This window comes from Mesorhizobium tamadayense (assembly GCF_003863365.1).
Classification (GTDB): domain Bacteria; phylum Pseudomonadota; class Alphaproteobacteria; order Rhizobiales; family Rhizobiaceae; genus Mesorhizobium; species Mesorhizobium tamadayense.
The window spans coordinates 24,431-37,798 of record NZ_RQXT01000062.1; the positions used below are offsets into that span (position 1 = coordinate 24,431).

General features: G+C 61.3%; 11 protein-coding genes and 4 pseudogenes. 7 read left to right on the forward strand and 8 right to left on the reverse strand.

The window, feature by feature from the left end:
• The first annotated feature begins 45 nt into the window (after positions 1–45).
• The 3 genes and pseudogenes from EH240_RS31950 to EH240_RS38300 all read left to right on the forward strand — a co-directional run bounded on the left by EH240_RS31950 (position 46) and on the right by EH240_RS38300 (position 1,876).
• Entirely contained in the window at positions 46–1,068 is a 1,023-nt protein-coding gene (locus EH240_RS31950; RefSeq protein WP_125006055.1) for a LacI family DNA-binding transcriptional regulator, read from the forward strand.
• Between the two features lie 89 nt (positions 1,069–1,157).
• Positions 1,158–1,528, forward strand: a pseudogene (locus tag EH240_RS31955) (NADPH-dependent F420 reductase); the annotation flags it as partial.
• A gap of 81 nt (positions 1,529–1,609) precedes the next feature.
• The gene (locus EH240_RS38300; protein ID WP_206075355.1) at positions 1,610–1,876 is read left to right on the forward strand and encodes a hypothetical protein; all 267 of its coding nucleotides are present in this window, start codon (positions 1,610–1,612) and stop codon (positions 1,874–1,876) included.
• 31 nt (positions 1,877–1,907) lie between these two features.
• Here the strand turns inward: EH240_RS38300 and EH240_RS31965 are convergent, their stop codons facing one another.
• From EH240_RS31965 to EH240_RS31985, 5 genes are all read right to left on the reverse strand, one after another.
• Positions 1,908–2,930: a Gfo/Idh/MocA family oxidoreductase gene (locus EH240_RS31965; protein WP_125006059.1), complete on the reverse strand. Its 1,023-nt coding sequence runs from the start codon at positions 2,928–2,930 to the stop codon at positions 1,908–1,910.
• 37 nt (positions 2,931–2,967) lie between these two features.
• Entirely contained in the window at positions 2,968–3,771 is an 804-nt protein-coding gene (locus EH240_RS31970) for a TIM barrel protein (RefSeq protein ID WP_425374855.1), read from the reverse strand.
• Between the two features lie 17 nt (positions 3,772–3,788).
• Positions 3,789–4,589, reverse strand: a complete 801-nt coding sequence (locus tag EH240_RS31975; RefSeq protein ID WP_125006061.1) for an ATP-binding cassette domain-containing protein — start codon at positions 4,587–4,589, stop codon at positions 3,789–3,791.
• Positions 4,590–4,591: 2 nt separating this feature from the next.
• Positions 4,592–5,713, reverse strand: a complete 1,122-nt coding sequence (locus tag EH240_RS31980; RefSeq protein WP_125006063.1) for an ABC transporter permease — start codon at positions 5,711–5,713, stop codon at positions 4,592–4,594.
• A gap of 141 nt (positions 5,714–5,854) precedes the next feature.
• A complete protein-coding gene (locus EH240_RS31985) occupies positions 5,855–6,802 on the reverse strand; it encodes a sugar ABC transporter substrate-binding protein (RefSeq protein ID WP_125006065.1) in 948 nt (315 codons plus the stop codon).
• A gap of 193 nt (positions 6,803–6,995) precedes the next feature.
• Between EH240_RS31985 and EH240_RS31990 the strand changes: the two genes are divergently transcribed.
• On the forward strand, positions 6,996–7,988 hold the full coding sequence (locus EH240_RS31990) for a LacI family DNA-binding transcriptional regulator (RefSeq protein WP_125006067.1): 993 nt from the start codon (positions 6,996–6,998) through the stop codon (positions 7,986–7,988).
• A 98-nt stretch (positions 7,989–8,086) separates the two neighbouring features.
• Here the strand turns inward: EH240_RS31990 and EH240_RS31995 are convergent, their stop codons facing one another.
• Complete coding sequence (locus tag EH240_RS31995) at positions 8,087–8,965, reverse strand: SDR family oxidoreductase (protein ID WP_125006069.1); 879 nt, start codon at positions 8,963–8,965, stop codon at positions 8,087–8,089.
• A 129-nt stretch (positions 8,966–9,094) separates the two neighbouring features.
• On the opposite strand from EH240_RS31995, the gene EH240_RS32000 reads away from it, so the two are divergent.
• Complete coding sequence (locus tag EH240_RS32000) at positions 9,095–9,706, forward strand: TetR/AcrR family transcriptional regulator (protein ID WP_425374856.1); 612 nt, start codon at positions 9,095–9,097, stop codon at positions 9,704–9,706.
• 75 nt (positions 9,707–9,781) lie between these two features.
• Here EH240_RS32000 and EH240_RS38595 read toward each other — a convergent pair.
• A pseudogene (locus EH240_RS38595) lies at positions 9,782–10,157 on the reverse strand (hypothetical protein); the annotation flags it as partial.
• 110 nt (positions 10,158–10,267) lie between these two features.
• Between EH240_RS38595 and EH240_RS32010 the strand changes: the two are divergent.
• Positions 10,268–10,601, forward strand: a pseudogene (locus EH240_RS32010) (hypothetical protein); the annotation flags it as partial.
• Positions 10,602–11,526: 925 nt separating this feature from the next.
• Here EH240_RS32010 and EH240_RS32015 read toward each other — a convergent pair.
• Positions 11,527–12,693: pseudogene (locus EH240_RS32015) on the reverse strand (IS110 family RNA-guided transposase).
• 312 nt (positions 12,694–13,005) lie between these two features.
• On the opposite strand from EH240_RS32015, the gene EH240_RS32020 reads away from it, so the two are divergent.
• On the forward strand, positions 13,006–13,368 hold a 363-nt coding region (locus EH240_RS32020), incomplete at its 3' end, for a FadR/GntR family transcriptional regulator (protein ID WP_148101159.1).

Here is a 13,368-nt window from a genome sequence, read left to right on the forward strand (position 1 = left end):
GCGATCTAGAAAACGGTTTCTCAAAATTGGCAATGGCCATACTCAATGGATCTCGAAGACGGCGGCGCCAAACTGATTGACGTGGCCCGGCTTGCGAACTGCTCGCCGGCCACTGTTTCGCGCGTCTTGAATGGCAATCCAAACGTCAATGAGGCCGTCCGGGATCGCGTGGTGCGAGCCGCCCGGGAACTTGGCTACGTACCCAATGGCTCCGCCAGGGCGCTGCGATCCACGCGAACAAGACTGGTCGGCGCCATCATTCCGACTTTGGACCACGCGATCTATGCCACCATGGTTGACGGGCTTCAGGCCCGGCTTTCTGAAAAGGACGTTTCGCTGATCATCAATACTTCTGGCTACGACATCGATCTCGAGTATGAACAGGCTCGCCTGCTGGTCGAGCGCGGCGTTGAGTCGGTGGTCCTTGTCGGATCAACGCACCTGCCCACCACTCTAGCGATGCTTGAACAGAAGCGCATCGAGTATGTCTATACCTACACGTCGAAAGCGATGGAGTCGGGCGCGGCGGTAGGCTTCGACAACGAGAAGGCCGGGCGCACGGCGGCTCGCTATCTGCTCGACCTCGGCCACTCCCAGTTCGGGATGATCGCGGGCATCACACGCGACAATGATCGTGCAGCCGGCCGGCGTGACGGTTTCCTGAATGAACTCGAACGATCAGGCATCGACCATACGAGGGTTCGGGTTGTCGAAGGAGCCTACAGGCTGGATGACGGCCGGAGATGCATGCAGCGACTGATGGAAGAAGAACGAAGGCCCACCGCGGTGTTTTGCGGCAGCGATATTCTGGCAGCCGGCGCCATCAAATACTCCCACGCAGCCGGGATCGCCGTCCCCGGGGAGGTCTCGATCGTTGGCTTCGACAATCTCGAAATTGCTGAGCTCACCTCACCTGAATTGACCACGTTGGAAGTGCCGGCACGCGACATGGGCCGAATTGCTGCCGACTACATCCTGGCATCCCCATCGCAGCGGCTGCATTTGAGGCAACGCGAGCTAGCGATCAGGTTGATCGTCAGGGAAAGCACGGCTCCAGTGAGGCGTTAGGCACTTCGACATCCTAGGAACACGAATAGGGGCCCTCGCTTGCGGAAGCCTGGTCTAAGTGTCCGCTTTCAGCGGTCGAACAGGCTCACTTAAAGGCATGGAACACCGTGCTGGCGATGACATTGGCCGGGCGAGGCCAACCGAAAGGGGCATCTGGACGTATCGCTATTCCAGTTGCGGGCGACGACCCAAAAGCGAAGGCCACTGCCATCCAACTGGTGGAAGCCACCGGCTTCGATGCGCTGGACTCCGGAAGTCTCAGCGACTCCTGGCGTCAGCAGCCCGGCACCCCCGCCTATTGCACGGAATTGACGATGAACGTGCTGAAATCGGCGCTGCGGTCTGCCGACCGCTCTCGCGCGCCGGCAATCGTGACGCTCTCCTTAGGGAATTCATGGCGGGCGGCGGCAAGCTGACACACGACGAAATCGTCGCTCGCAACCGGGCGGTGACTGCGTGATCACCGAAGCCTGAAAATTGCTAAAAGCAAGTGATCGACGCTGTCGCTGTGCTACGGACCTGCCCGTCTGGCATCCATTTCGTGACGCCGGCGCAGTTCCTCGCGAAAAACACATCTTGCCTCTTTCAGGCTCCGGTTGCCGAGAAGCCTTGCGAATCTGGCGACAGTTGTCTTCGAGACGCCGGTGCTGGCGGCGATCTTGTCCGCACTGTCGAAAGCCAGAAGTTCGGGATGCGCAAAGGCGACGGCGGCGAGTTTTTCGACTTGCGGCGGGAAAACGAGCTCGCGACAAGCAATCCATCTTCTCAGGTCCGCAAAGGTCGCCGACCGATTGGCGCCGTGATCTGAAGCCGACATGTCCCGACCTTCGCGCAATCCATCAGATTTCGTTCATGGACACAGTGCGCCGCTCTTCCACCGACTTGATGCATGCGAGAGCGATCGCAAGGGCCGTGCGCGCGTCCTGACCGGTTGGCCCTTTGACCACGCCACTGCGAACCGAGCCCACGAAGGAGGCAAGCTGCGCGGTGTAGCCATGCACGAAATGATCGGTGTCCCGCCGCCACGTGTCGCTCGAGACGCCGTTCCTGTCGAAGAGGGTCAAGCTTGAGCGGCGCACGTCGCCCATGGTGATCATACCACCCGACCCAAACACTTCGCCTCGGATGTCATAGCCGTACATGGCGGAAAAGTTGGCTTCGGCCACGGCAATCGAGCCATTGTCGAAGCGGATTGTGACGACGGCCGTGTCGTGGAAGCCCTTGTCCTTGGCATCGGGGCGCACGAGCGCATCGGCGATGGCGGTGACCTCGACCGGTCGGGCTGCGGGGTTGAGCCAGACAAGCGTGTCGAAGTCGTGAATTAACGTCTCGTAGAAGATCGTCCACCGCGGCGTCTTTTGCGGACTGCCACCATAAGGACCGGGATCGCGCGTCAGCGACCGGATCAACTGAGGCGTTCCCACCTTGCCCGCGTCGATCGCGGCTCGTCCTTCAGCGAAAGCCTGGTCCCAGCGGCGATTGAAGCCAACCTGCAGTGGCACCTGCGCCTTGGACGCAGCGGCGATCACGCGATCTGCCTCCTCGAGCGTCAGCGCCATAGGTTTTTCGCAGAAGACGCCCTTGCCGGCCTCGGCCGCCTGAACGGCAAGGTTGGCATGGAAGCGCGCCGGCGAAGCAATGATGACGGCTTCGACCGCCGGCTCGCCGAGCACCGCCGAGAAGTCGGTCGCGGCAGTTGGCACGCCTAGCTTCCTGGCAAGTGCCTGTGCAGCGCCTTCGTCCGGATCGGCAATCGCGACCAGATTTGCGTCGACAAGCCGGCGCGCAACGGATTCCGCGTGAAAGGAACCGATGCGGCCCGCACCTATTAGGGCGACATTCACAGGGCGTTGGGTAGGCATTTGATGCTCCGAATTCATTCGATGAGAAAATGGTGGCCTAGAGGGTGAAAGCCTGGCGGAAGCGGCTGAGTGCGAGCGCGTCGTCGCCCGACGGCCAGGCTTCCATGCCGATGACGCCGCGATAGCCCATCTGTTCGAGGGCGCGGGCGATGGCTGGGTAATTGATTTCTCCGGTACCCGGCTCGGTGCGGCCGGGAACATCGGCCACCTGGATCTCGCCGATGTGGGGAAGCGCAAGGCGGCAGAGCTCGATCAGATTCCCTTCGCCGATCTGCGCATGGTAGAGATCGAGGTTGAGTTTGAGCGACGGCCGATTGACTGACGAGACGAGCGCGATCGTGTCGGCCGCCTTGGCGAACGGTGTTTTCGGGTGGTCGACAGTCTCGTTGAGGTTTTCGAGCACGAAGGTCACGCCTTCCCGCTCACCGAGGTCGGCCATGCGCTCAAGCGTGTCGCGGGCCTTGAGCCACATCGTACCGGTAACGACTTCCGACTTGACGACCGGCAGGCCCTGCCCGTCGAGCCCGGTACCGTGAAGGTTGAGCCTCGGGCAGTTCAGCTCTTTCGCGACTGGTATGGAGAGTGTCGCCGTCCTGATCAGCTCGTCCGCGCCCGCCTCATCGGCGAGCGTCCCCGTGACATACCCGGTCATCGAGGAAAACGCGGCGCCGGACTTGGCCAGCGCCGCAATGTCGTGCTTCGTCCAGTCCCAGATATCGGCGACAAAGCCGAGTTCGGTGATCCGCCTGAGGCGGTCGAGCACGGGAAGCGAGCGGAACACCATTTCCACGCAAACCGCCAAGGTAAAGGGTCCCGCGGTTTCAGGGGCCGTTATCATCATCAGTATCCTGGTTCGAGTTAGATCGTTCCACCGAGTTCGTCGGACAGGGTCTGCAGTTCCTTGCCGCCGGCCATCATGTTTTGCAGTTCATCGATGCTGATCTCCCCCTTGGCGCAGGTGCCAAGCGTCTTGCCGCGGTTGAGCACGGTGAAACGGCTGCCGACGGCATAGGCATGGCGGACATTGTGGGTGATGAAGATCACGCCAAGGCCCTTCTGCTGAACCTGGTGGATGTATTTCAGCACCATCGATGTCTGAGCGACGCCTAGCGCCGAAGTCGGTTCATCAAGGATCAGGACCTTCGCCCCGAAGTAGACAGCGCGCGCAATGGCCACGCATTGCCGCTCGCCGCCCGAGAGCGTGCCGACCGCCTGATTGGGATCGCGGATGTCGATGCCAATCTTGCGCATCTCCTCATGCGTCACAGCATTGCAGTGTTTGAAGTCGATGTGACGGAATGGCGGGATGCCCTTGAGCGGCTCGCGGCCCATGAAAAAATTGCGGGTGATCGACATCAGCGGGATCATCGCCAGATCCTGATAGACCGTGGCAATACCGGCATCGAGCGCGTCACGCGGGCTGTTGAAGGCGACGGGTTTGCCCTCGACCAGGAAGTCGCCGCTGGTCGGACGGACCACGCCCGAAAGCGTCTTGATGAGCGTCGACTTGCCTGCACCGTTGTCGCCGAGCAGACACAGCACCTCGCCTTGCGATACCTTCATCGAAACGCCCGACAACGCGATGACGGAACCATAATGCTTGACGACGTTGTTGACCTCGATGACGGGGGTCGACATCGCTGTTTTGCCATCAGCCATGATCAGCGCTCCCCTGTCACCTTGCGGCGGATGAAGTTGTTGAAGAGGACGGCCAGAAGCAGCATCGATCCCAGGAACACCTGGAACCAGTCGGAGTCGAACTGGGTATATGTCAGGCCGATGGAGACAAGGCCGAAGATGATGGCGCCGAAGAACGCGCCGATCGCAGAGCCATAGCCGCCAGTCAGCAGGCTGCCGCCGATGACGGCGGCGATAATCGCCTCGAACTCCTTCTGGAAACCGCGGCGCGCGTCCGTCGAGCCCGCATCCAGCACGGTGATGATGGCAACGAGCGCAGCTGCGCATGCCGTCAGGGCGAAAAGTCCCGTCTTCACGCGGTCCACAGGCACGCCGGAATTTCTCGCCGCGACCGGATCGCCGCCGGCTGCGAAGATCCAGTTGCCGACGCGTGTGCGCAGCAGCATCCAGGTGGCGGCCCCGGTAATTCCGACGAACCAGAGAACGGACACCGGCACACCCGCCACCTTGGGCACGCCATTGTCGAATTTCTCGATGAGATCGTGCTCGGCCAGCCAGTTGAACAGGGGCTGGAAAGCGACGCCCGAAAACACCTGCCTCAGCAATCCGTCGCCGACGACATCCTCTATCCCGCGCAGCTGCGTCGATCCGCCGGTCGCCCATTTGAGGCCGACCAGGGTCAGGCCACGCAGGATGAACAGGAAGGCAAGCGTGACGATGAACGAAGGCAGCCGCGTCCTGATGACGATCTGTCCGTTGACCGCGCCCATGACGGCTGCAAGCATCAGCGTGAAGACGATGGAGATCCAAAGCGGCTGACCGAAATTGGTCAGCAGCGCGCCGAAGATCAGGCCGGTGAAGGCCACCATCGAGCCGATTGAAAGATCAAACTCGCCGCCGATCATCAAAAGCGAGGCGGCGATGGCGAGGATCCCCAGTTGCGACGCCGGCGCCAGGATGGTCATCAGACCGGAAAGCGAAAACATCGAGGGGTCGGCGGCGAAGAAGAAGAACACCACCACCATGACCAGCCCGGCAACAGCGCCGAGTTCGGGCCGGCGCATCATATGCGTGAGAAAACCGACTTGCCTGATCCGTTCGTCGGGTTTTGCGGCAACGGTCGTCTGTTGTTCGATTTGAGCCATGATTCCTCCCTCCCATAGCGTGCGAGGTTGCCGAAGGCGCTGGTGTCCGGGCTGTGTTGCGGATCCTGCCTCTGGCGGACCGAGCGCCCTCCCCGAAGACGGGGAGGGATCTTCGACAATCACTGGGTCGGCAACGCTTGATCAGCGGATGCCCTTGGCCGACAGTTCGACGACTTGCGCTGCCTTGTCTTTGGTGATCAGGTTCGGGCCGGATGGCACGTTGCCGCCCGGGATCAAGCCAAATTTCGCATAATTCGCCAGGAAGACGACCGGCAGATATCCCTGCAGGAACTGCTGCTGATCAATGGCAAAGGTGGCGTCGCCGGCCGCGACCGCCTTCAGGAAGTCCGCCGAAAGGTCGAAGGTGGCTACATTGATCTTGCCGAGCTTGCCGACATCCTTGACGGCGGCCAGCGACGGTTCGCCGGCGGTGCTGGCACCGAGCGCCATGATGGTGTCGATATCGCCGTTCGCGCTCAGCGCCGCCTTCACCTTGGCGCGGACGTCGGCGGGATCATTGGAGACCGGCAGAACCTTCACATTGCCTGCAAAGCCATCGCCGAAGCCTTTGCAGCGTTGGTCGAGCGCGACGTTCCCGACTTCCTGGTTGACGCAGATGGCTGTCTTGCCGCCCATCTCTTTCAGCTTCATTCCCGCCGCCTTGCCGGCGCTGTACTCGTCCTGGCCGACATGTAGGAGAGCACCGAGCGACTGCGAAACATCGGAGCCGGAGTTTATCGAGATAACCGGGATTCCGGCGGCAACCGCCTTCTTAATCGAGGGCCCAAGCGCGGAAGCATCCGGAATCGAGACGATCAGGCCATTCGGCTTCTGGTTGACCGCTGCATCGATCAACTGGCTCATTGCCACCATATCGAATGTCTCGGGTGCGCGATAATCGACTTTGGCGCCGACATCCTTGGCGCCCGCCGTCACGCCATTCTTGACCACGGACCAGAACGGGTCGTTAGCCTGGCCGTGGCTGACGACGATGATCTTCACGTCCTTTGCCGAAGCCATCTGGGCACCGGTCACAAGGCAGCCGAGCACGGCCGCGCAAAAGGCAAGCTTCCTCAATATCGATTTCATTTCGGTTCCTCCAAATGGGCGCGGCTTTGCGGCGCCCTCCTCCACACATTTCGCGCGTTTGCCGTCAGAAGTTTTTTGCTACCGGTAGCAAACGCGCATAGTCATAGCGGGAAGCCGAGGAATGTCAATGTTCATTTCATTTTCCGATAAAATGAAATAGGCGTTCTATGTAGCGACAAGTGCGGGAAGTGCGATGGCAAAGAGGGCGACTGCGAGAGACGTTGCGGAACAGGCGGGCGTCTCCAAATGGACGGTCATTCGCGCCTTCACGCCGGGGGCGTCAATCACCGAGAGCAGCCGCGCCAAGGTCATGGCCGTCGCGGAAAAGCTGAACTACCGCCCTAATCTGCTCGCCCGAAGCCTGGCGACCAATCTTACGCACCAGGTAGCCGTGCTCGTCGACGATTTCGAAAATCCCTACAAGCTGTCATTCCTTGAGCGGCTCACCCTCGAACTTCAGTCGGAGGGTCTCGTTGCCGTCCTGATCAACATTAACGAACACTTCGACCACGTGCATGCGCTTCTCAACGCCGATCAGCGCCAGCTCGATGCCGTGATCATGTGCGGTACCGCTTTCAGAACCGAAATGCTGCAGGATGTCAGGCTGGACGGAGCGGCCCCGATGTTCGTTCTGGCACGCGACAGCCAGATACCTGGCGTGCCTGCGATTAACTGCGACACCACGTTGGCCATCAAGGACCTGTGCAGGCATCTGCATGAAAAAGGGTACAGGCGGCCTGGTTTCATGGCCGGACCAAAGACCTTGTCGACCGCGCTGGGCCGGCGTCGGGCCTTCAAGGCATTCTGGAAGGCACACGGCATCACCGAGATGCCGGAACTGGCGGCGCACCACTATAGCGCAGCCTCCGGCGCCGAGGCCGTCCGACGCTATCTGAACGAGGTGTCGCCCGCTGGCCGCGTCGATGTCCTGTTGTGCGAAAACGATGTCTTGGCCTTCGGGGCGATGGACGTCATCCGAAGCGAGTTCGGCTTGAAGGTGCCGGCAGACATCGCCGTGGCGGGCTTCGACAACACGCTGTTCGCAGCCGCGCCAGCCTATGATCTCACGACGTATGAACAACCTGTCGAGGCGATGGTGAAGGCAGCCGTCGCCATGATCTTGGGCCGCGAGCCCAAGAAGACGGTAACCATGCCGGGACGATTGGTCGTGCGCGGATCCGCGTGACGCCGGGCAGGCTTTGCGTACAGTGGGCATCCGTCGTTGGAGGGGCGTTCCCAACGCCGCGAAGGGCGGCAGGTGGTACTACCCGCCGCCTCAGAGTTTCAGATCATGCTCGACATACCGAGCGCGCCGAGCAGGTCGTTTTGAATAGGGGTTACGGCCTCGTTCAGCCGTTCGACTCCAAGATCCATGCCCTCAGGCATGACGACCGTCCGCAATGGACGCCGTTCCGTGGCCTCGACCAACCGCGCGATGGCATCGGCAACCAGCTGGGGTCGTGGCAGATTGGGCGAATCGTGTGCCTGGCTGGAGCTGTCCTTGATTTGGTCCGGGATCGCCGCGACCTCGCCATATGATGCCAGCACGCCTTCGTCGGACGGCTCTGGACTGGACGGGAGCAGGTTGCTTGGGAATGGCCCTGGCTCGACGATCACCGAGTCGATTCCGAAGCTCGACAGTTCGTATCGATAGGCTTCGGCGAGCGCTTCGAGCGCAAACTTGCTCGCAGAATAAACACCGAAGAAAGGAAAGATCACTCGGCCCATGAGTGACGTGACATGGACGAGAAGTCCGCTGCCGGCGGCACGCATATGCGGCAGCACAGCGCGGTCGGCTCGCACGGCGCCGAAGAAATTGACCGCAAATTGCCGTTCTATGTCCGCGACGGTGTAGGCTTCTGTGATCCCAACGGGCATCGTTCCTGCGTTGTTGATCAGTGCATCAATTTTTCCGTGCTGCGTGATTACATGGTCGATCGCCGAATTGACGGATACCTCGTCGGCGACATCCATTTCAAGGACCTGCAACACGTGCCCTTCAGCCTTCGCAGCTTGGATGATCTCTCTTTTGACTCCGCTATTTCTTCCTTCGACGTCGCGCATGGTCGCAACCACCGTGTGACCTCGCCTTGCCAGCTCCAATACCGTGAGTTTTCCCAAACCACTGCTCGCGCCGGTCACCACAACGACTTTTCCGCTCATCTCAAGTCCTTTCTGTGTTCTGCCTGAAGGGCATTGCGACTTCTATAGACAGACCTGTATGTCCTTGCAATCAAAAAATGGACAGAGTATTCTGTCTATGCATTTGCAGGGAGTTTGAGGTGGTGGAAGATGGGAATGCGGGACGAGCTTGAGTTGATGGATTTGGAAGGGCAATCGCTTAGTGCCCTTGCCCCGCGAGAGCGGATATTGAAGACAGCGTCGGACCTGTTTTACCGATTCAGCATCCACTCTGTTGGGGTCGACCGTATCATTGCCGAAAGCGGCGTGGCCAAGATGACTTTCTACAAGCACTTCCCGTCAAAGGCCGACCTTATCGCTACCTATCTGCGCCATAAAAGTGTGGTGTGGTTTCAGATGCTCGCAACCCCGACTGAAAGAAGCGGGCTATCGCCGCTAGAGCGCGTCCTCGCTATTTTTGACGCGCTGGACGAACCTTTCCGCGCGCCTTCTTTCCGCGGCTGTCCGTTCGTGAAGGGACTGGCCGAGTTCGGACCAGACGCCAACTCCCCAGACGTACAGGCGGCTATCGCCGCGTATTTCAATGGTTTACATGAATTTGTAGCATCACTCATTGAGCCTTTAGCATTGAGCAAGCCTGAAAAAGCCGTGGTCCAGATCCTGTCGCTCATCCAAGGCTCGATCGTGATCGCACAAACAACGCGGGATCCTGCCATAGCGGAGACAAACCGCGAGGCAGCAAGGCTGTTGCTCGCACGCTAACCGCGTTGGCGGGGTTTTCCGCGCCCCGAAATTCGGCTTCAAAAGCTATCACGGGACTGTTCCGGTAGGCGGGTTTTAGCGTGGGATTCCGCGATCGACGAAAGAGCTGAGCACTGTACGCCTGATCGCCACAAAGTGTCTTATCACCTCGGCATTCCAGGAAGGTGGCAGCAATCGCTTCAGGGCCGCGCTGCGGAATGGCGCATTGGCGGCGCCGTATCCCTTGTAGCCGTTGCGACGTTCGACGATCTCGAAGAAGAATCCCTCCCCAAAGCTACGGCTGTATAGCTGGAAGTATTCGCCTGTTTTGTCGATCATAGAGGATATTGCCGCGCTTGAGGCGATCCACAAGGTTAGGGTCGAAGTCAAACCGATCAGCCATGTCGTCATAGTAATTGGGGGATATCTCCAGCGGCTGGAAGCCGAAATCTTGGAGCCTGGCAGCGGTGGCAAGTGTCCGCTTTCAGGTGACGAACAGCCTCGCTTCAATGACTGCGATCGGCGCAAAGCGGCGATTTCCTGCCAAACGTTCAGGCAAGCTCACCAAGATGTCGACGAACCATGCGCGCGGAGATGGCGCCGTTCGGCGTCCAAGTAACGGCCCTGTGCCCCGGCTCCTTCCGCACGGACTGGGCCGGACGCTCAATGGTCAGGACAGAGCGATCGATAGCGGACTACGACGCGCTGTTTGATTCCATCCGGCAAGCGAGGCAGGCCAAAAGCGGCAAGCAAATCGGCGATCCCGACAAGCTCGCGGCAGCCGTACTGGACTTGGTCGAGTTCCGACAACCCTCCCCCACAGCTCCTGCTCCGCAGCGATGCCCTTGGACTTGTGGCGGATAGATGTGGGGCCGGAAGCCGAACGTCCGCCTTCCGGATGATCGGGCTAGAATAGAAAGCCGACTTTCGCATCCAACATGGTCTTGACCGTCCTTGGCCCCCGAGCCGCCGTGGTTGGGCGCCCGGCGCTGATCGTCCGACGTCGCGATATGAAGCCCGTATCCCTTCTGACATCTCTCCTCTTTTGGTCAATCTCTTTAGGTCGAAACGGTAGGGGCACCGATGCGCCTGACACCCCAGCGACTCGTTGACCTGGACGGCACGCTCAAGCCTTTTTCGCCGATGCGATCCATCCAGCAATGCTCAGCCCCTCGGAAGACGGATCGACATTTTGTGCCGCGGGATGAACGGGTCGTGGAGCGTGCCGCAAGCGTTCGCGAAAAAGCGATTTACCGTCGATGCCTTTCCTAGATGGCTGGCGCTTCGCTTTTCTGATCAAGGGTCGTGCCCCGCTGTCGCGCAATTCCGGCCCATGCCGGAGAGCACGGCGTCCAATGCCGTCAGCTACACCTGTATGGGGCGATGATTGTCAAGCTTGATCCTGGTTCATTTCTTCATCTCCTCGTGCCGACCTGGCTTCGAACTGGCCGCCGCGCGCAGTGACGGTCAAGGGTGGCTGCAGGGCCATCGCGAAGCGACTTGTCCTTGACGGTCACGAGCACGGGCGGCAGGCTTTGCCGGGTCGGGTGAGCCCGTTTCCGGCGGGCCAAATGCCGACGACAGATTTCCGAGGCGAGCTCGCCGAGCCAGGCGCAAAGGTCGCGCGGCAGACTTGTATGCGGTAGATCGCAGCGGATCTGACCATGATGCAGCATGCGCATCGGTGGCGAAGCTCCGGGGCGGCGGGGGGCCCATTCTACGTCGGCGGTCCGAAGGACCATGTGTAGCTTCGGGTTGCCGCCACCTCGGATCGTCATCGGCAGACCCTGCTGCTGGTTGCCGATTGGGTCGTGCGTTGTTCTCCTCTGTCCCTCTGTCCATCATGCCGCACGCACGATGACGCCCTGCGGCACCTCGCCCGCCGTGACGAGACGCCATAGCGCGATCAGCAGCTTGCGGGCCAGCGCTACGATCATCGTCTTGCGCGTGGTCTTGCGGCCGTCGGTCGTGCGCGCCTGGAACTATTGGGCGAGATCGCTGTCCTTCTGGAAGCGGAGAAAGCGCCAGGCCAACTGGATCATGCCGCGCCTCACGCGGGCATTGCCGGCGCGTGCCAATCCCTTCTCGCGGCGGCGTTTGCCGCTTTCGTCCGGCGATCCCGTCAGCCCGGCATAGCGCGCCACCGCGCGGCGATCGCGCAAGCCGCGCGACAAGATCTCGTGGACCAGCATGTCCGCCGTTTCTACGCCGACGCCGATGATCCGCGCGATGAGGCGAACCATCGCGTGCGGGCCTTCTCTCCTAGCCGGAGCCGCGGCGAGCTGGCGCAGCCGTTCCTGCTCAATCGCGCGGATCTGCTCGCGCACCAGGCTAAGCCGCTCAAGCAAGCGCTGGAGTTCGGCGCGGGTGTTGTCCGGCAGCGGCGTTCCCTCCGCCGTGCGGATATTCGCCAGCCTGGCCTCCGCCTGGCGCAGGCTCAGCCGGAAGCTGCGGATGCCGAAGCGGGCGAGCACCGCCTTGATGCGGTTGATAAGCCGCGATTGCTCGCCGACCAGGCTCTCCCGCTCGCGGTTCGGCCGCCGCGTGTCTTCCTCCGCGATCGTCGGGATCGCCGCCATGGTGCAATGGCGCTTCTCGCCGCGCAGCCAGCCGAGAAAGGCGCGCATCAAAAGCTCGGTGTCGAGACGATCGGTCTTGGCGCGGCGCTGCTCGCGCGAGACCGCAACGCTGGCGGGGTGGATAGCATAGGTCTCGATGCCGCGCGTCCGCAGCCAGCGCGCCAGCCAGAAGCCGTCGCCGGCCGCCTCATAGGCGACGGCGATGCGCTTGATCGTGGGCCCGGCCTGGCCGGCTTCGTCGCGCCAGCGCTGCAACAGCTTCAACAGTGCTGGCGCGTCGGCATCGAGCTTCTTGAGCGGCTGGCGCTTGAAGCCCGGGACAAGCGCGGCAACCAGCCACTTCGCCTTGCTCATTTCGATGACGGCGACGACCGTGCTATCCTGTTCAAGAGCGGTGAGGGACCGGCTCGCGTCAAAAGATTGCGACATGGGGGCGCTCCTTCTGATGGTGGTTTGAGAGCGCCGAAGGATGCCACACCCTCGCCGCTCGCCCCATAGCATCCACTCCCAGGGACACGATCATGTCCGTACTATGCAGGAGCGACTCGCTACGCCTGCCGATACTCCTCCGCCGGCCATGGGCCTTGTGGCCCGGCCGACGAGAAGAGGCTCGCTTGCGGAGGCTGGTGTTTCAGCTGCGGCCGATCTGCGCTTGACTCGATCCGCCGTTTAGGCTGTGGTCAATAGGTCAGACCAATATACCAGTGAGCATATTGGTGATCCTAGGAGGAACAGGCTGACATGCCGATCCAGGCCGTTGAACCGCGCCGGCTCTACCGCCAAGTCGCCGATCAACTCAGGCAGCTGATCGATTCCGGCGAGTTTGCCGTCGGCGACCGTCTGCCGACCGAGCGGGAACTGGCCGACCAACTGGGAATTTCACGCCCGACAGTGCGCGAAGCACTGATCGCGCTGGAGGTCGAAGGCCGCATCCGCATCCGCGTCGGTTCCGGCATCTACGTCACCGATCGGCCGAACGCCGCTGCATCCGAAGCGGAAACGGACGAAGGCCCGTTCGAGCTGTTGCGCGCACGCGAATTCGTCGAAGGCGCGATCGCCGCCGAAGCCGCTCTCTGTGTCCGGCCGGCCGATCTCGAACTGCTC

Coding starts and splice junctions, on each gene's coding strand:
- EH240_RS32000 (WP_425374856.1), top strand. CDS start 9,095: ATGGGAATGCGGGACGAGCTTGAGTTGATGGATTTGGAAGGGCAATCG.
- EH240_RS31980 (WP_125006063.1), bottom strand. CDS start 5,713: ATGGCTCAAATCGAACAACAGACGACCGTTGCCGCAAAACCCGACGAA.
- EH240_RS31965 (WP_125006059.1), bottom strand. CDS start 2,930: ATGCCTACCCAACGCCCTGTGAATGTCGCCCTAATAGGTGCGGGCCGC.
- EH240_RS31985 (WP_125006065.1), bottom strand. CDS start 6,802: ATGAAATCGATATTGAGGAAGCTTGCCTTTTGCGCGGCCGTGCTCGGC.
- EH240_RS31975 (WP_125006061.1), bottom strand. CDS start 4,589: ATGGCTGATGGCAAAACAGCGATGTCGACCCCCGTCATCGAGGTCAAC.
- EH240_RS31950 (WP_125006055.1), top strand. CDS start 46: ATGGATCTCGAAGACGGCGGCGCCAAACTGATTGACGTGGCCCGGCTT.
- EH240_RS31990 (WP_125006067.1), top strand. CDS start 6,996: ATGGCAAAGAGGGCGACTGCGAGAGACGTTGCGGAACAGGCGGGCGTC.
- EH240_RS31995 (WP_125006069.1), bottom strand. CDS start 8,965: ATGAGCGGAAAAGTCGTTGTGGTGACCGGCGCGAGCAGTGGTTTGGGA.
- EH240_RS31970 (WP_425374855.1), bottom strand. CDS start 3,771: ATGATGATAACGGCCCCTGAAACCGCGGGACCCTTTACCTTGGCGGTT.